This is a genomic window from Mycoavidus cysteinexigens, assembly GCF_003966915.1.
In the GTDB taxonomy this organism is placed as follows: Bacteria; Pseudomonadota; Gammaproteobacteria; order Burkholderiales; family Burkholderiaceae; genus Mycoavidus; species Mycoavidus cysteinexigens.
In genome coordinates this window covers 2,219,878-2,237,497 of the sequence record NZ_AP018150.1, presented here as the reverse complement: position 1 = coordinate 2,237,497, position 17,620 = coordinate 2,219,878, and the positions used below count along the sequence as shown (strand labels likewise).

The 17,620-nt window shown below is 46.2% G+C and carries 10 protein-coding genes and 2 pseudogenes; 4 read left to right on the top strand and 8 right to left on the bottom strand.

Annotated elements, in window-relative coordinates:
- Nucleotides 1–572 precede the first annotated feature (572 nt).
- The gene (locus MCB1EB_RS09480; RefSeq protein WP_045364861.1) at nt 573–1,682 is read left to right on the top strand and encodes a hypothetical protein; all 1,110 of its coding nucleotides are present in this window, start codon (nt 573–575) and stop codon (nt 1,680–1,682) included.
- Nucleotides 1,683–2,444: 762 nt separating this feature from the next.
- Here the strand turns inward: MCB1EB_RS09480 and MCB1EB_RS09475 are convergent.
- On the bottom strand, nt 2,445–3,431 hold the full coding sequence (locus tag MCB1EB_RS09475) for an IS110 family RNA-guided transposase (RefSeq protein ID WP_126353997.1): 987 nt from the start codon (nt 3,429–3,431) through the stop codon (nt 2,445–2,447).
- Between the two features lie 225 nt (nt 3,432–3,656).
- Between MCB1EB_RS09475 and MCB1EB_RS09470 the strand changes: the two genes are divergently transcribed.
- Together MCB1EB_RS09470 and MCB1EB_RS09465 are read left to right on the top strand one after the other, a co-directional pair.
- A complete protein-coding gene (locus tag MCB1EB_RS09470; protein ID WP_126354013.1) occupies nt 3,657–7,436 on the top strand; it encodes a WD40 domain-containing protein in 3,780 nt (1,259 codons plus the stop codon).
- Between the two features lie 226 nt (nt 7,437–7,662).
- The gene (locus MCB1EB_RS09465; protein WP_126354012.1) at nt 7,663–11,715 is read left to right on the top strand and encodes a WD40 domain-containing protein; all 4,053 of its coding nucleotides are present in this window, start codon (nt 7,663–7,665) and stop codon (nt 11,713–11,715) included.
- A gap of 253 nt (nt 11,716–11,968) precedes the next feature.
- On the opposite strand, the gene istB is transcribed toward MCB1EB_RS09465, so the two are convergent.
- The 5 genes and pseudogenes from istB to MCB1EB_RS09445 all read right to left on the bottom strand — a co-directional run.
- The gene (istB, locus tag MCB1EB_RS09460) at nt 11,969–12,706 is read right to left on the bottom strand and encodes an IS21-like element helper ATPase IstB (protein WP_126353829.1); all 738 of its coding nucleotides are present in this window, start codon (nt 12,704–12,706) and stop codon (nt 11,969–11,971) included.
- Entirely contained in the window at nt 12,696–12,872 is a 177-nt protein-coding gene (locus MCB1EB_RS12120) for a hypothetical protein (RefSeq protein ID WP_161566218.1), read from the bottom strand. The genes istB and MCB1EB_RS12120 overlap by 11 nt, the downstream gene beginning before the upstream one ends.
- A gap of 13 nt (nt 12,873–12,885) precedes the next feature.
- Nucleotides 12,886–13,461, bottom strand: coding sequence for a Mu transposase domain-containing protein (locus tag MCB1EB_RS09455; protein ID WP_126354011.1), 576 nt, complete (start codon nt 13,459–13,461; stop codon nt 12,886–12,888).
- Nucleotides 13,462–13,521: 60 nt separating this feature from the next.
- Nucleotides 13,522–13,845, bottom strand: a complete 324-nt coding sequence (locus MCB1EB_RS09450) for a DDE-type integrase/transposase/recombinase (protein WP_126354010.1) — start codon at nt 13,843–13,845, stop codon at nt 13,522–13,524.
- A gap of 26 nt (nt 13,846–13,871) precedes the next feature.
- Nucleotides 13,872–14,144 (bottom strand): annotated as a pseudogene (locus tag MCB1EB_RS09445) (integrase core domain-containing protein); the annotation flags it as partial.
- A gap of 106 nt (nt 14,145–14,250) precedes the next feature.
- Here MCB1EB_RS09445 and MCB1EB_RS09440 point away from each other — a divergent pair.
- Nucleotides 14,251–15,543 carry an IS110 family RNA-guided transposase gene (locus tag MCB1EB_RS09440; protein ID WP_126353862.1) on the top strand — a complete coding sequence of 431 codons (1,293 nt, stop codon included), beginning with the start codon at nt 14,251–14,253 and terminating at the stop codon, nt 15,541–15,543.
- Nucleotides 15,544–15,780: 237 nt separating this feature from the next.
- Here MCB1EB_RS09440 and MCB1EB_RS09435 read toward each other — a convergent pair.
- Nucleotides 15,781–16,592 (bottom strand): annotated as a pseudogene (locus MCB1EB_RS09435) (IS3 family transposase); the annotation flags it as partial.
- Nucleotides 16,593–17,010: 418 nt separating this feature from the next.
- A complete protein-coding gene (locus MCB1EB_RS09425) occupies nt 17,011–17,508 on the bottom strand; it encodes a hemerythrin domain-containing protein (protein ID WP_045364867.1) in 498 nt (165 codons plus the stop codon).
- Nucleotides 17,509–17,620 lie beyond the last annotated feature (112 nt).

Genomic DNA, 17,620 nt, shown 5'->3' with positions numbered 1-17,620 from the left:
TGCTCTTCTTCGTTCCAATAAATTTTAATATTAAATTTTTTCATCCGCACCTCGGTTCGATGCTTTTGTGATGTAACGAGATAAAACATGCTCGCGCGATGAAGTATTTTTATATTTAATTAACTCTAGAATTCTGATGGTCAAGTCTCCCTCTCTGGGAGCAGTTCACTGACAGGGTAATTTAGTAAGTTTCTCTGTGTTCTGGCTATAAATATTTTAGTAAATCGGATTCATAGAGGTCTTCATCAAGAGCTCTGGACTCAGAGTTATTGTTTTATAAATTTAAAAAGATATTTCAAATTTATTGTGTGAATAAACTTACTTAATATTTATTAGCTCTGCCAGTATCTGTGCTTTGTATGAAATCTACGGAGTATAAACTGCTGGCATCCTGTTTTTTTAAATTTTTATACCTATATTGCTCCCTTAAATCTTAGTTATTGAAATTAATTATTAGAGAAATTTGTTTGGTTTGTTTAATTTTTTTAATTTGTTTAATTTTGCATGTTATTATTCTGGGGGTTTTTATTTTTAAATAAAGTCGCTTAATTAAATGCAAAAAAATCAATATTATGAAATTAATTAAATTAGCTAGTAGCATCGTTGCATTCCAGGCACTCATTGCATGTGGTGGTGGCAGTGATGAAGTCAGCATGGAGAGTACACAAGCGCCAACGCTTGCAATTTCCTCTGAGGAGTCATATTTTACGATGCGACCCCTTCGGGCGCAATCTACTATAGTGCGATCTTCTGCGGCGCAATTTCTTGAAATATCACCTTCTCCGGAGTTATTGGCGAAGATGCCATCTTTGGAGCCGCCACCTTCTGCGCGGCTATCTCCTGTGGTGTTATCCACTGGAGTTGAGGCTGGTTCATTTGAAATAGAACATAACAGTGATAATAGAAAGCTGGCTGCAGCTCTTAAATTGGAAAGTTATATTTTAGCCAGCTTGTTTTACTTACATTCCATAGATTTTAGCTTTTCTAATAACGATCAATATAAGAAAATCTATATAGATATTTTGACTGAAAAATGTGCTAAGACAAAGTCAGTGCTGCAATCTATAGCGAAAATTTTAAATAAAACAGAAAATACAAATGAAATTCAATCTCAGATTGATAGATTCACTCAATTAATTATTGAAGATGTGATTAATGATAACAAGAATAATCTAAAATATGCATTGGAAATTCTGAATAAAGAAATTCACAAAAATTTTATTTATTTTAATAATGTAATAGAAAAAACAGAGGATTATATAAAGCTGGAAGATGGCGAGGAAAAATTATTTATATTAACTGATTTTGATTTATATAGAAATGTAATGTTGTTTAATATTTTGCGCATAAGAGCATCTCTCTCATTTATATTGCATGAGGACGTTAAAGGTGATTTGACTGCGAAAGGAGGCGAGGTATTGGAATGCATGAAAATGAAAGGGCAGGGAAAAGATTTGGATATGTTTAATAAATATATTATGGAAATAACAGATATTTTTGAAAAATGTTTAGAAAGTAAAAGAAGATATTTATTTGAATCTAATCTTATAAAAAATGACGAAAAATTAAAAGAATTTTTAGGCGAAATAGATATATTCCATGACTCAGACGAAGCGGATTCAGAATTTAGTAAAAAACTCAATTCATTTGATTCAATCATGCTCTCGATTGAATCTCAATGAATCGAGGCTATGGCATTTCATTATGAATCTGCCATAGCTACCGATAAAATGCTTTAAGTCCAAGCGCCTGTTCACGCCACTGCCAGCAGACGTTGGCATTGAAAACGTTAGCTTCGGCAATGTCAGCACGCGGAATTTCGGCGGGCCTTCGGTCAAATTTGGGAAGCCTGTTGCCGGATTAAGCGTCTTGGATTGTGATTCCAGTTGTCGCGGGTTCGAGTCCCGTCGGTCACCCCACCGCATAAGGCTTTGCGAGGTTTCTAAATCCAAACTTTACAACGGATTTAGTAACTTTACAACGAACGCCGATTTCGTAGCCGTCCAAATCCTCAAAAACTGAGCGCTAAAAAAGCATTAGGAACAGTGCAAAATATCTGTATGGATGTACAGTAAAAAGCATTTTCACTCTAAAAAATTCGGGACTTCTGATTCAGAGGTGGGTCTACCGGATTTACAGTTCGGGCTAAAAATACACTGAAACTAAATAAAAACAAAGAAATAAGCTGCTTTTTGCTTCGGAGCAATAGCCAAATTAAGGGTTTTTATGTCTTGTTAATGCGAATTAAGCATAAGCTTTCCGAAGTAAATTTTGATGTAAACTTGCGCGAATAAAACTTCGAATAAAAATAGAACTCTTTCGGAGATTTTGGTATTGCCTAAGCGCCAGCTCGAAGCATTGAGTTTTATTTGGTGGAAGCCAGATTGTTAAATGGTGTATTCAGAGACAAGTAAACACAAAATATAAAGATACCGTCTTCCAAGTCAAGCAATATTTCGATAATTTTCTTGGTAAGGCATACGTGTTTTAAGCACGCCAAAACACAGGTGAACCAGTTTTCTCATGCAAGCGCCCAGAGCCGACATAGCGGATTTACCGCGCGCGCGTAGACGTTCGTATAGAGCTTTGACGTGTGCGTTATAGCGTATAGCGACAACAGCGGCCATATAAAGCTTAGCGCGGATTTCAGGAGAACCTGCTTTAGAAAGTCGGGAGCGGCCCAATACAGAGGAACCGGATTGTCTTTCTACGGGCACTAGGCCCAAGTAAGCGGCGAGTTGTTCGGCCGTTTTAAATGAATGGGTTTGCATCACAGAAAGCATCGCTTTGCCGACTTGTGGGCCAATCGCGCGAATGCTTTTTAGCAAACCTAAGTCTTCTCTCAAAGCAGGATGCTTGTCGATATGATCATCGATCTCTTGTTGAAGTTGTTTTAACTGGGTTTGCAGAAAATGAATGCTGTCATCAAGCGATTTCTGAACACGCTCTGGAGTAGTCGAAATGCTGGCTTTTTCTTGGCGATTACGCTCACGCTGTAGGTCTTCAGAAATAGCTTCCTGGCGGGCGAGCAAAGCTTTAAGCGCTCTTGCTTCTGGAGCTGAAGGAACCCAAACATCAGGTTTGCATAGCAAGCCAAAACGAGCGATCAAGAAACTGTCAACTGCGTCAGTTTTAGTCCGTATGGCTAGGGTCTTTCCTAAAGCCTTTATTTGGGCCGGATTGACGATGGAAACCGCAACACCTGCATCGTGTAAGGCTTGAGCGGCTTGCTCATGATAACCCCCCGTAGCTTCCATTGTGACGTGAAGCTCCGTAAGCTCAATACCTTGTTTGGCAAGCCAGGTTAATAGTTCACTGAACCCAGCTTGGCTATTGGTTACTTTTTTGGATTTACGTTTAAGACCGGTTTCATCCAGTAAAAACGAGCAATCCAGCTTGGCTTTGGCGACATCGATTCCGAGGTAATACATCTTTATGTTCTCAATTTACAATAGAATTACCAACTCACTCACTATCCTTGTGCATACAGGGTCGAACCCTTGGCTACCGTTCAGTTTTATGTTGGTGAGAAGTGAAGTGAAGGGTTTGATCTTTATAACAAGGTCTATGCCTTAAGAGGAGTAACAAACTCTCTTCACTTCGTGTGATGGGAGCTAACCACCACGGAAATAATGATACAAGAGGAGTAGCCAGCAATGTTGCCAATTTCAGGTTCAAACGTTCCCCCTATCTCCAATGCTTCAACTCGCTCCAATCTGCTGACACAGGTTGAAGCAATTCATGAGCAAGCGAGCGGAGAGGGGCAGAGCGTTGTACAAGTTAGCGAAAGCTGTGTGGTGAGCAATCAACTCTATGGAGAGAGCCATACAGTCACAACAAACTTTTTCTTAACGGATTCGAATTCAAACACCAGGTTGATATTTGAAAGGCTAAACGCCCATGCAGAAACTACGCGTTACAAGCCTTTGGCTCAATTAGGTACACAGATTGAAGAGCTTAGAACCGCCTACCTCAACGTGCTCGAAGAGGTCGATGAAATAAGAGACGGCCTTGCTCTGTATATTCCTTCTGAAGGACAAGAAAGGGCGGATAGCAAAATTGCCTTTACGCTCATTGACAAAGTCCGCGAGTTTTTATCGTCTAGTAAAAAAGTGCTTTTGTTGCTTGGCGAGGCGGGTTCAGGTAAATCGACCTTTAATAGACATTTAACGCGCATACTCTGGGAGGAACATCAACAATCCTCTACGGCTCCTATTCCGATTTTTATTGCGCTTGCTGAACATACGCCTTCTAGTGAGGATTTAATAGAGAGCTATTTGCTGGAACAAAAGTTTTTGCCAGAAGCGATTACTGAGCTTCGAAAAGAAAAACGTCTGGTTTTTATTTTAGACGGTTTTGATGAAATAAAAGATCGCACGCAAGCATTTTATACGCAGAACAAGCTTGATCACTGGAAGAATGCTCAAGTCATTATTAGTTCACGCCCAGAGTATCTCGGAGGAAACTATCGTAGCCAGTTTCAGAAACGGGGGCAGACCTCCACTTTACAGGAATATTGGCTTTCTACGATTTCAGATGATTGGATTGCCGCTTATATTCAGAAATATATTCAGCATACCCAACGCACTGAATGGAGTTTAAAACGATACCAGGGTGCCTTAAATAATTTGCCGACTTTAAAAGAAGCGATACGCCGTCCATTTTTACTGCGGATGGCACTTGATCTTTTACCCGATTTGGCCAAAAACAAGTCAGCGCTGTTGACTCGCATAGCGCTATATGACGCATTTATATCGCGTTGGTGGAATCGCTCAGAAGAGCGGTTACAGCATATTAAATTGACTGCGGAAGAGAAAGATGCACGAAATAAGTTGGGGCAACATCTAGCTACAGAAGGACTGAAAGCCAGCCAAGAAATGGCGATAGCCCTGACCCAAAATGGGCTTGTACAAGCTTCCTATGACCTTGAGAAGAATGAAGTTGTCCCAGAAGTTTGGCGGACGTATCTTAATAAAAAAGATACAGAAAAACGTTTATTACTTTTTAATGCACCGCTGATTCACCGAGGGCAACACTATCGCTTTATCCATAAATCGATCCAGGATTATTGTGTGGCGCGAGCGATTTGTAGTCCGCAATTTAGCGACGCTCAACCGTGCGTTGATGCGGTGCTGAATCAATTCCTATTGGTGGATGAAGCGTTGATTCTCGACTTTTTAGTGGAACGTGTTAACCAGCATCCGGTTTTCAAAGCCCACTTGCATGCCTGGATAGAAGCCTCCAAGGATCCCGATGCCGTTGTGACGGTGGGTGCTGCGAATGCGATGACGATCTTGGTGAGAGCAGGTGTGGGGTTTAATGGAGCGGATTTAAATAGAATCCGGATACCTGGAGCGGATTTGAGCTATGGTGTATTTGATTCAGCGCAGTTGAAAGGATCGGATTTAAGCGGGGTTAATTTTCGTCAGGTATGGCTGTATCAGGCGAATTTAAGTGGAGCGCAGATGGTAGGGGTGCAGTTTGGCGAATGGCCGACTCTGAAAGAAAAGAGCTCGGTGTATTCGTGTGTCTATTCGCCGGATGGGAAAGCGTGTGCGATGGTGTTTGGAGATGGTAAGGTCTGCGTGTATGACACGTCGAGCTGGGCAAAAATCCACACTTTGCGCGGACATACGAATTCTGTGTGGAGCGTAGCGTATTCGCCGCACGGAACCCAACTCGCCTCTGGGAGTTTTGACAATACGGTCCGGCTGTGGGATGTGCAAAGCGGAGAATCGGTCCGGACGTTGCGCGGACATACGAATTTTGTCAGTAGCGTAGCGTATTCGCCGAGCGGAACCCAGCTCGCCTCTGGGAGTTTGGACAATACGGTCCGGCTGTGGGACGTGCAAAGCGGAGAATCGGTCCGGACGTTGCGCGGACATACGAATTCTGTGTGGAGCGTAGCGTATTCGCCGCACGGAACCCAGCTCGCCTCTGGGAGTGATGACAAGACGGTCCGGCTGTGGGACGTGCAAAGCGGAGAATCGGTCCGGACGTTGCTCGGACATACGAATTCTGTGTGGAGCGTAGCGTATTCGCCGCACGGAACCCAGCTCGCCTCTGGGAGTAATGACAAGACGGTCCGGCTGTGGGACATGCAAAGCGGAGAATCGGTCCGGACGTTGCGCGGACATACGGATTCTGTGTGGAGCGTAGCGTATTCGCCGAGCGGAACCCAACTCGCCTCTGGGAGTAGGGACCATACGGTCCGGCTGTGGGACGTGCAAAGAGGAGAATCGGTCCGGACGTTGCGCGGACATACGAATTCTGTGTGGAGCGTAGCGTATTCGCCGCACGGAACCCAACTCGCCTCTGGGAGTGATGACGGTACGGTCCGGCTGTGGGACGTGCAAAGAGGAGAATCGGGCCCGACGTTGCGCGGACATACGGGTGGTGTCAGGAGCGTAGCGTATTTGCCGCACGGAACCCAGCTCGCTTCTGGGAGTTACGACAAGACGGTCCGGCTGTGGGACGTGCAAAGCGGAGAATCGGTTCGGACGTTGTGCGGACATACGGGTTATGTGTATAGCGTAGCGTATTCGCCGCACGGAACCCAGCTCGCCTCTGGGAGTAATGACAAGACGGTCCGGCTGTGGGACGTGCAAAGCGGGGAATCGGTCCGGACGTTGCGCGGACATACTAGTGCTGTCAATAGTGTAGCGTATTCGCCGCACGGAACTCAGCTCGCCTCTGGGAGTAATGACAATACGGTCCGGCTGTGGGACGTGCAAAGAGGAGAATCGGGCCCGAGGTTGCGCGGACATACGGGTGGTGTCAGGAGCGTAGCGTATTCGCCGAGTGGAACCCAACTCGCCTCTGGGAGTGATGACAAGACGGTCCGGCTGTGGGACGTGCAAAGCGGAGAATCGGGTCCGACGTTGCGCGGACATGCGAGTAGTGTCTTGAGCGTAGCGTATTCGCCGAGTGGAACTCAGCTCGCCTCTGGGAGTGGTGACTGTATGATACGGCTGTGGGACGCGGAAAGCGGAGCACCGGGGGGCCTGACGTTGCGCGGACATACGGATGGTGTGTGTAGCGTAGCGTATTCGCCGAGTGGAACCCAGCTCGCCTCTGGAAGTGATGACAAGACGGTACGTCTGTGGAATGTATCCTCGGGTCAATGTCTGAGGAAGGTTGAAGGATTTAGAGGTGCAGTCGAAAGCGTAGCCTGGCAAGGTCTGCCCGAAGTGGAATATTTATTGGCGGGCGGTAGAGATAAATTGGTGCGTAAGTGGGAAGTAAAAAAAGATGGAGGAGGGTATAAATTAAAGCTGCGGTGGATGTCAGTGCATGAGGAGTTGACGTTGACAGATATGCTAATAGAAGGAGTAATAGGTTTAAGCGAAGTAAATCATAAGGTGTTAAAGCAGCGTGGAGCGCGGTTCTCAGAAAATAGCGTATTAAATTTTCTCTATAAAAATATGAAGGCTTGATAGGTGTGGTCGAGGTTACTTTTAAAGCAAAAAGCTCATTGCTAGATTCCAAGTTCGAGTAAATAGAACCAACATAACGAAATCGCTTTCAGAGTTTCTGATATTGCCCATGCTGCCGTAATTTTTGGCAGATAGGTTTTATTTAATGAAGGCTGAATTTTTATATGATAGTAAATCATTAAAATATAGGTTAAATACTAATTATTAAAAAGGAGTAGTAGCTAGTATGTCGTCGATTAATTCAGGTCAAAGCCCTCTCCCTTCCTTGGCTTCATATTTCCCTCAGATCAATTCAGCGTTCTCTGATACGCAAACAAGAGCTGATGACTCAAGTGAAAATAAAGTGCAAATCGGTAATGGTTTTTTAAATAATTTAACCATTGGAAATAATAATACAGCGAATAACCATATACATTTAGCGGCGGCAGATTCGAAGTTGATAGAAACCCTGATGTTGCAACATATTTTTGCTTTGCAACCTAATATTAAGCCGTTGGTCAACTTAAATTCGGCTATTGAGGCGTTGCAGAAAAGGTATTTAAAAGGACTACAGGAAGACAACGAAGTTAAAGATGCGTTGTCGAACTATGTGGAGCCGGAAGGGATGGAGCTTCACGATTCAACCCGCTTTGATTTAAAAAGCAACGTTCAAGATTTTTTGAACTCCAATAAAAAAGTCTTACTCCTACTAGGTGAAGCGGGTTCAGGCAAATCGACCTTTAACCGAGATCTCGCGGTTAGCTTGTGGGCGGCCTATATCCAGAGCGGTAAGTCAGAAAATATGCCAATTCCGGTATTTATAGGATTATCGAGCTTGTTAGGGCCGGATCGGAATCTAGTGAGCGCCTTTTTCGAAAGGCATGGATTCTCGAAAGAGCAGATCAAAGAATTACAAAGTAAACATCGATTTGTATTAATTTTAGATGGATTTGACGAGATCGAGCATCGGCAGCAGGTATTTTATAAAGATAATGAGTTAAATGACTGGAAAGGCGCAAAAATCATAATCAGCAGTCGCCCGGAATATTTAGGACCAAACTATCAATACAAATTTCATCCGCCAGGCGAGCGTACCGCTTTACAGGAGTATCGGCTGGCACCATTTTCGGAAGAAACGATAAAGCGGTATGTTGATCGATATAGCGAAATACACCCTGATGCTTTGTGGAGCGCGGAGAAATACAAAAAAGAGTTGGAGGAGCCAAGCTTAAAAGAGCTGGTGAGTAATCCATTTTTGCTGAAAATAACCTTGAGCGTGCTGCCTGAATTGAGCCAAAGAGGCCAAATAGAGAATCAGAGCTTAACTCGAATTGCAATTTACGATCAGTTTGTAAAGAGCTGGTTTGACCGTTCACAACAGAGGCTAGATCAGATACTTGAGCTTAATTCAAAAGAAAGAGATGAGTTCAAAAAAATCGAGCGAGGAGGATTTGCCAACTTCGGGGTGGAATATAGCCAAGAGCTAGCCTTGGAAATGTACCAAGCTGGGGAGGTGATAGCGTCTTATAAGGCCAGTACTTATGCGAAATGGAAAAAAAATAACTCAGCTACAGAGGGAGATTGGCGCAGACGCCTATTAGGCGATGAGGAAACTAGCACAGTGCTGATGCGCTTAAATGCGCCCTTAATCTGCCAGGACAGGCCAAATGATTTGGGCAAAGAATATCGCTTTATCCATAAATCGTTGCGGGATTATTTTGTAGCGCGTGAAATGTGGCAAGAGCTGGAAAGTACAGCTGGATCGGATGCATCGATAGGCGAGCCATTGAACGAAATGAAGAATGTGCAGGGTCTATGGAAGATGCTGAATGATTCGGATCAGGTAGATCAGAAAGGGTTATTGAACCGCTTTAATCTGGTGGAGGATGTGGCGATTCAGCGGTTTTTAGTGGAGCGCGTGCGACAGAACAAAGCGCTGATGAAACCGCTGCTGGCATGGATCAAAGCCTCCAAGCAGGTGGAATCTGTGAGTCAAGGGGCGGCGAATGCAATCACGATTTTGGTCAAGGCAGGGATCCAGTTTAATGGGATGGATTTGAAGGGAATCAAGGTTCCCGGCGCAGATCTGAGTTTTGGGGTGTTCGACTCCGCTCAGTTGCAAGAGGCGGATTTGAGCGGAGCAAATCTTCGTAATATATGGCTGCGCGAGGCAAATTTAAACGGTGCGCAGATGGATGGGGTGGAGTTTGGCGAGTGGCCTTATCTCAAAGAAGAGAGCGTAGTGTTATCCTGCGCGTATTCACCGGATGGGGGATTCTGCGCTGCCGCTGTGGGTGTTGAGAAGGGGGTTATCAATGTATATCAGACGTCAAATTGGGAAAAGATTCTAACCTTAACAGGTCATACGAGTCCTGTTAGAAGCGTTGCGTATTCGCCGCAAGGGGATCAGTTTGCGTCGGGCAGTGAGGACAATACCGTGCGTCTGTGGAATGTTCAAAACGGAGTGCACGGCTACACCTTAAGAGGCCATACTGAGGGTGTTTATAGCGTCGCGTATTCGCCGCAAGGAGATCAACTTGCTTCGGGTAGTGGGGATAAGACTGTGTGTCTGTGGAATGTTCAAAAAGGAGTGCTGGTCCGCACCTTAAAGGGCCATACTAATGTTGTGACTGGCGTCGCGTATTCGCCGCAAGGAGATTTGCTTGCTTCGGGTAGTTTGGACAGGACTGTACGGCTGTGGAGCGTTCAAAGCGGAGCGCACGGCCACATCTTAAGAGGCCATACTGATGGTGTTTATAGCGTCGCGTATTCGCCGCAAGGAGATCAGCTTGCCTCGGGCAGTTTAGACAAAACAGCGCGGCTGTGGGACGTTAAAACAGGCGAGGTGCGCCATAACTTGAGGGGTCATACGGGTTTTGTTTTGAACGTTGTATATTCGCCACAAGGGGATCAGCTTGCTTCGAGCAGTGATGACAATACGGTATATCTGTGGGAGGTTCAAACAGGTGCTCCGCTCCGCATCTTAAGCGGTCATACGAATAGTGTTATTAGCGCCGCATATTCGCCACAAGGGAATCAGCTTGCCTCAAGCGGTGGGGACAAGATCATACGTCTGTGGGAGGTCAAAACAGGCTCTGCGTATTATAACTTGAGGAGCCATACTTCGGGGGTGACTGGCGTCGCATATTCGCCGAAAAGGGGCCAGCTCGCCTCATGTAGTAACGACAATAGTATAAGACTGTGGACGGTTCAAAGCGGAGTGTCCAGCCACATATTAAGGGGCGGTGAGCGTGGTGTTTATAGCGTCGCGTATTCACCGCAAGGGGATCAGCTTGCTTCGGGTAGTTTCGATAATGTCGTGCGTCTGTGGAATGCTCAAAGCGGAGAACCTGGCCACACCTTAAGAGGTCATACGAACCCTGTTAGGAGCGTCGCATATTCGCCGCAAGGGGATCAGCTTGCTTCGGGTAGTGAGGACAATACCGTGTGTCTGTGGAATGTTCAAAAAGGAGTGCGGGTCTGCACCTTAAAGGGCCATACTAATGTTGTGACTGGCGTCGCGTATTCGCCGCAAGGAGATCAACTTGCTTCGGGTAGTGGGGATAAGACTGTGTGTCTGTGGAATGTTCAAAAGGGAGTGCGGGTTCGCACCTTAAAGGGCCATACTGAGGGTGTTTATAGCGTCGCGTATTCGCCGCAAGGAGATCAACTTGCTTCGGGTAGTGGGGATAAGACTGTGCGTCTGTGGAATGTTCAAAAAGGAGTGCGGGTCCGCATCTTAAAGGGCCATACTGAGAGTGTTTATAGCGTCGCGTATTCGCCGCAAGGAGATCAGCTCGCTTCGGGTAGTTCGGACTGGACCGTACAACTGTGGGATGTTAGCTCTGGTGATTGTCAGAAGGTGATTCGAGATTTTAACGGGGTAGTGAAGACTGTTGCTTGGAAAGCGAACCCAGAGGGGGATTATTTGTTGGTTGGCAGTGGGGATACGTTCGTTCGAGAGTGGCGTGTAATAAAAGAGAGAAGTGAATGTCATGTGGAGTTATGTTGGCGTTCAATGCATACGTCGCTGACAGTGACGAAAGCCTCTGTGTTAGAAGTGCAAGGCTTAAGCGAGATAAATCATCAGCTGTTAAAACAGAGAGGAGCAGTGTTAGCTTATCGTGATAATGAAAGCGACATAGCATCGTCCGAAGAAAAGTGTGATGAAATACCCTCAGAGGGAGAGTATTCAGACGAAATTTACTCAGAAGAGGGGGATTCTATTCATGAGCTTTCAGAGGAAGAAGATTCTTGGTCCACCATCTCTGAAGAAGAAAGTGTTGTGTATGAATTCTGAGAGTAAAGCAGTGATGGAGTATTTAAGAGTTTGCAGAAGTTTTGGCAAGTGAAGGGAACAAATCTATGGATGAGCACTTGAAATAGTTGAAATGGATAAGTGGACAGCTTGGCATAGAGCAAAAGCGCTGCTTAGTGGAGGCGCGTAAACGCGCATTGTAATGATGACGCGATCCGGCTACAGAGTTCTAATTTGTCAAACAGCGTCCAAAATTTGCCAGTAAACAGCGCCGAAAAGTTTCCAGTTAAGGGACTCAATTTGAAGGGATATTTCGATGTTTGAAACGGTAAGATTGATTGCCAGTTTCCAGGATATGGCAATGGTGAGTAATACGATCTAAGAGAGCGGTGGTCATTTTTGCGTCACCGAAGACCTGTACCCATTCGCTAAATGAGAGATTGGTCGTGATGATTAAAGAAGTTTTCTCATAAAGCTGTCCGATGAGCTGGAATAGCAGTGCGCCACTGGAAGCGGGGAAAGGCAAATAGCCAAGCTCGTCAATGATGAGAGCATCAATCTGTGTAAGGCGTTTGGCTAGGTTACCTGTTTTACCGAATTGCTTTTCGTGTTCGAGCGCGTTGACCAATTCGACGCCGTTGAAGAAACGGACCCGTTTTCCGGCATGAATGGTGGCCACGCCCAGCGCCGTGGCAAGATGAGTTTTGCCCGTTCCACACCCGCCGACTAGGATCAAGTTATGTGCGGCATCGGTGAAGTCGGCCGTGGCGAGTTGCTCGATGACGGCTTGTGACAGAGGCGTTTCTTGCCAATTAAAGCTGAGTAAATCTCGATGGATAGGAAAGCGTGCAGCTTTAAGCTGATAGCGTAAACGGCGTAATGCTCGATCTGTTTGCTCAGCGGCGATCAGGCGTTCTATCCAAATTTCAGGGCGATGAATGAGTTTTGGCTTTTCGGCTTGTAACTCGCTCCAGGCCGTGGCCATGCCATGTAGTTGCAATGCGGTGAGAGTGGCGTGAATGTCAGTGGGCATGGGTTTCTCCGAGCAGGTGGTCATAGCGCTGGCAATCTGCTAGGGGTTCTAGCGTTAAAACAATACCATCGGGCCATTCAAGCGAAGTGGGCGACCCGGGTCGGTCAGTCTGCGCATTTCGTTCATAATGATGGGGGCCGTCACTGTACCGGCTTCTAAAGCACATTCACACGCCACGGTTAAGGCTCCAGGCCGACTTTCTGAGCCAACAGGAGCAGTTCGACAAAGGCACGATCTCCCTTAGGGCGCTTCAGCAGGCATTTCCGTACCGCTTGAATGGGAAGCGGTAAATCCCACTCAACAAAAGGCACACCATTGCGTAAGGCACCGGGTTTCTTCTCTAGCACAGGCAGATAATGCCAAGGATTGCAGATGAGTTGGTCCCGCCCAAAGACTCGCTGGTGAGTCGCAACGACCTGAGCCTGGGCTACCACTTGGATTGGGTTGGCGCTTATATGTACAGACACAGCTTGTCTGGCAAAGCGAACCGGAACGCTATAACGATTTCTATCCACGTGCACCAAGCTGGTGTTTGAGACGCGCATCATCTGTTCAACGTAACCCTCAAACGGGGCGATGATTGGACGTAACAAGCGTTGTTCTTCTTGGAAATATTCGTTGATAGTGCGTCCACTATGGCAGGGGTGTTTGCGTTGAGCGAGTTCTCGGCAGCGTATAGCCAGCCAGTCATTGAGTTCGACCAGATTAGAAAAGCGCGCCAGCGGCGTGAATAACCACTCCCGTACATTGCCCACTTGATTCTCAATTTGCCCTTTCTCCCAGCCTGCGGCTGGTGTACAGGCGACTGGCTCGAATCAGTAATGATTGGCTAGAGTCAGAAAACGCCGATTAAATTGACGCTCCTTACCGACTAAAATGGTATCCACCACCGTCTTGAGATTATCGTAGATGATTCGGTTGGGCACGCCCCCCAGAAAAGTGAAAGCCTGTCTATGTGCATCGAATACCATCTCTTGGGTTTCGCGCAGATAGGCTATAACAAAGAGCTGACGGCTATACGCCAGCCGAAAATGGGCCACCTTAACTGTTTGTCCCACGCCCCCTAATTCGACATGCTCATGGCTCCAATCAAATTGGCAAGCATCAGCAGGCTCAAAGACGAGGGGTAATCCCCCCATTTTTAATAGATTTTAAAAGTAGAAAGCTAAGCCACAAGGGCCAGTTTTTGTTTAGGGGTAATGCCACCAATGGCCATATTGGGGCGTTCGTGATTATATGTCCATAGCCAACGTGTGGCGCAAACCTGCACCTGCTCAAGCGTATCAAATAAATCCTGAGCCAGCCAATCGTAGCGAACAGTTCGATTGTAACGCTCAATATAAGCATTTTGCTGCGGCTTACCCGGCTGAATAAACTCCAGGGTGATACGGTGTTTTTGAGCCCAAGTTTGCATTACAACACTGACATTTTCCGGACCATAGTACATGCAGAATGTTAGTCATCAGAAAGGGAAGTGTCTCTTGGCTTAAGCCAAGAGACACTTCCATCTTCAGTTTATCCGTTAACAGAAGGAGAAACCCGAAATGACTGACTCGATACAGGGTACGCCAACCCGAAACTTAGTCGCGATTGATATCGCACGCTACTGGAATTATGTTCTGATTGAGAATAGTACAGGCAAGCGGCAGCGATTCAAGATGGCCAACACAGCGGCAGACTTTGACCGACTGATTCAACATTTACAATCTCTATCTGGCCCAGTCCGCATCGGACTGGAGCCAACCGGCGATTACCATCGTTCCCTAGCGCATCGGCTGCTTAGCGCGGGTTTTGAGGTGGTCAGTATCAATTCAGTCGCTCAAGCGCGTTATCGAGAGGCAATGTTCAATTCATGGGATAAGAATGATCCCAAAGATGCGGCGGTGATCCTTGAAATGCTCCGACGAGACGCCTTTCAGCGATACGTGGACCCCATGGTTGCCGGAACGCATGATTTGCAAGAACTCGCAAAGACCTATTACCAGGTGTCCAAAGCACGGACCAAAGTCCAACATGCATTAATTAATCACGGATTACCTTTATATTTTCCCGAAATGCACCGATATTGGGCATGTACACGCAACGAGTGGTTTATTCGTTTCTTGCTCCAATTCCCCACCCCTAGACACGTCCGAGCTCTCTCAAAAAAGGCTTTCGTGCTCGCAGCATGGGATGTCGTTGGACGGAAGGTCAACAAACAAGCCAAACTGGAGGAAATGTGGGAAATGGCGGGGGCGACTACGGCACTGCCCCATGCGCCGGATTGCCTTGCAGTTGAGATGTTTCGGGTAACCCTAACACGTTATCAACAACTCAATCAGCTGCGTAATGAGCTTGAAGCTCGTGCAACCCAAGCTCTTGGTGGACGGCCTGAATTCGAATATTTACAAACACTACCTGGCGTTGGCCCCATCATTGCCTTAACCATCCTCGCCGAAGCGGGCGATGTGCGCCGGTTCAGCCATCATCGCCAATTTTTAAAATATTGTGGCTTTGATCTGGCTAAACAGCAATCCGGTAGCTATCGTGGCAAAGAGCGACTCTCTAAACGAGGTAATGCCAGGTTGCGGCTCGCATTCTGGCTCGCTGGCGTGGGTGCCGTGCGGATGCGTGAGAATTCATTTCGCGATAAATATGAACGATATATTCAATCTGCTCCAGATGATGCAGATGTGCGACGTAAGGCGCTAACCGCTGTCGCAGCTAAAATGGCGCGCGTAGCCTACAGTCTTTGTAAGACGAACCAGCCCTACCGGCAGTTCTTTGAACAAAGTTTACCCAGTGAATCGATCCCTCTCTCGGCAGCCGTTGGGGCGCTTGTGCGACCCCGTAGATAATGCTCGGACCTTTCACTGGGTTCCCTATGCTGTTTTAGGTACGGTAAAGATCGTGGCGCTTGCTTCGAATCTTGTGTCTACTATGGTCAGGCAAGGTTGCCCATCTACGTGAAAGAACACTGGATTAACTGTATTGCTTCATTCGCTATTTTCTGAATTCCAAACGGATTTATTCGCTTGGCTAGAGTTCCTCGTTTTTTTATTTAGATAACCTATTTATGCTATTGCATTTAGTACGTTATCGCAACGAATGCGCTTTGGCTGACCTCGCCACTCAATGTTTTGTTCCAACGAGCGAATCACGCGCTCTGAGGGCAGTGAGAAATCCACTTCGATACCTAATCCCTCGCGATTAAAATCATCGATGACATTAAATAGCCGGATGCTTCTTCCATCCGAGAGCTGATCGTGCATAAAATCCATTGACCATACTTCATTACTTTTTTCTGGCACTGCAAGGGGTTGAGGCTTTTCTCGGATCAACCTCTTTTTCGGCTTGATTCGCAGATTCAATTCCAGCTCTCGATAAATACGGTAAACACGCTTATGATTCCAGCTTAAGCCTTTAACATTGCGTAGATACAAAAAACATAAACCAAAACCCCAATGGCGATGCAGCCTGGTTAATCGAATCAACCAATCTGCGATCTGATCGTTTTCTGAAGACTGCTTAGGCTTATAACGGTAGCATGTTTGGCTTACCCCAAACATCTCACAAGCCAGCCGGACACTCACTTCCTTTGTCTCTACTGCCCATTGCGCCACCTTGCGTCGGCAAGATGGCGTCACCACTTTTTTTGCATGGCCTCCTGGATAATTTCCGCCTTTAATCTTTCTGCATACATCTTTTTTAGACGACGATTCTCTTCTTCAAGCTCTTTTAGCCTCGTTATCATCGACGCATCCATTCCCCCGTATTTGCTCCGCCATTTATAAAATAGCGACGAGCTCATCCCATGCTCTCTGCATAGCTCTGGTACCGGCGATCCCGCTTCCGCCTGATTCAAAATACTGATGATCTGGCTTTCTGAAAACTTTGATTTCTTCACGTAAAACTTCCTTTTTCTCTTTGGAGGAAATTCTACTTTCAAATCCTATCAATTTGTGGGGGGATTACCAAAGAAGTTCTCCATAGGGGCGTTATCCCAGCAATTACCGTTGCGACTCATCGATTGTACAAGGCTTTTTTCGGCAATTAATGCCTGATATTCCACACTGGCACACTGGCTACCACGATCTGAGTGCAGTAGAAGTCCAGAAGGCGGTTGACGATTTCATTGTTTTCTCCGTACTTCCGGTTTTTTACTTCCCAGACTGTACGTCAAAACGAGGCAAGGTCAACAAAGCGTTGTCTTTTGAATAGGTACGATTTAAATAGCATCATACAAAAAGCCCCGCTTTAGTTTAAAAGCGGGGCAATTTCAGTTCATCTCAGTTTTTGCAAAAAACTGAGATGGGCTACATCAGCTACGCAAACTTTATCATCAACTCATCCTTACGAGTTGCTATCTGGGCACCTAGTTCAATCATGTCTAACTTTGAGCTCTCGACCTTTGGAAACATCTCGTTCTGCTCTTCCTTGACATGATGCTTTACGTACTCGGACAACACTTTGATCTTCGCGTCGAACATTTCGCCATTGGGCTCAACGTCCTTGACTTGAGCGATGAGGTTCTTGAGGGTATCGTGTTCGACAGTTGCCTCAGGCACCAGCTCGTGATCCTTTAAAGCTTTCTTGACGGCGGGGTAAAATATCTCCTCTTCAAGCTGGGCATGGACCGTTAACTCGATGCAGATTTGCGTGACCAAGTCTTTTTTCTTCGTGGCCGCGCGCGCTTTTTCGTATTCTTCGAAAAGCTCATTGACGTGTTTGTGGTCAGCCCGCAGCATCGCCGTGGCTCCTAAGGTTTTTGATGCATGGGTGCTCTTCTTTGTGGCCGTCGTTGCCGTCTTTGTGCTTGCCATGATTAAGTCCTTTAAAAGGGTGACACAAGAATGAGGGCATGAACAAATCGATCAAAATGGTGATCGGAATGAGAATACCAGCGGTGAATGCATGTTACGGCTATCCATTCCA

Bases quoted from the DNA above. Each gene is read 5' to 3' on its own strand.
- MCB1EB_RS09480 (WP_045364861.1), top strand. From the start codon at position 573: ATGAAATTAATTAAATTAGCTAGTAGCATCGTTGCATTCCAGGCACTC.
- MCB1EB_RS09475 (WP_126353997.1), bottom strand. From the start codon at position 3,431: ATGTATTACCTCGGAATCGATGTCGCCAAAGCCAAGCTGGATTGCTCG.
- MCB1EB_RS09470 (WP_126354013.1), top strand. From the start codon at position 3,657: ATGTTGCCAATTTCAGGTTCAAACGTTCCCCCTATCTCCAATGCTTCA.
- MCB1EB_RS09465 (WP_126354012.1), top strand. From the start codon at position 7,663: ATGTCGTCGATTAATTCAGGTCAAAGCCCTCTCCCTTCCTTGGCTTCA.
- istB (WP_126353829.1), bottom strand. From the start codon at position 12,706: ATGCCCACTGACATTCACGCCACTCTCACCGCATTGCAACTACATGGC.
- MCB1EB_RS12120 (WP_161566218.1), bottom strand. From the start codon at position 12,872: ATGTGCTTTAGAAGCCGGTACAGTGACGGCCCCCATCATTATGAACGA.
- MCB1EB_RS09450 (WP_126354010.1), bottom strand. From the start codon at position 13,845: ATGGGGGGATTACCCCTCGTCTTTGAGCCTGCTGATGCTTGCCAATTT.
- MCB1EB_RS09440 (WP_126353862.1), top strand. From the start codon at position 14,251: ATGACTGACTCGATACAGGGTACGCCAACCCGAAACTTAGTCGCGATT.
- MCB1EB_RS09425 (WP_045364867.1), bottom strand. From the start codon at position 17,508: ATGGCAAGCACAAAGACGGCAACGACGGCCACAAAGAAGAGCACCCAT.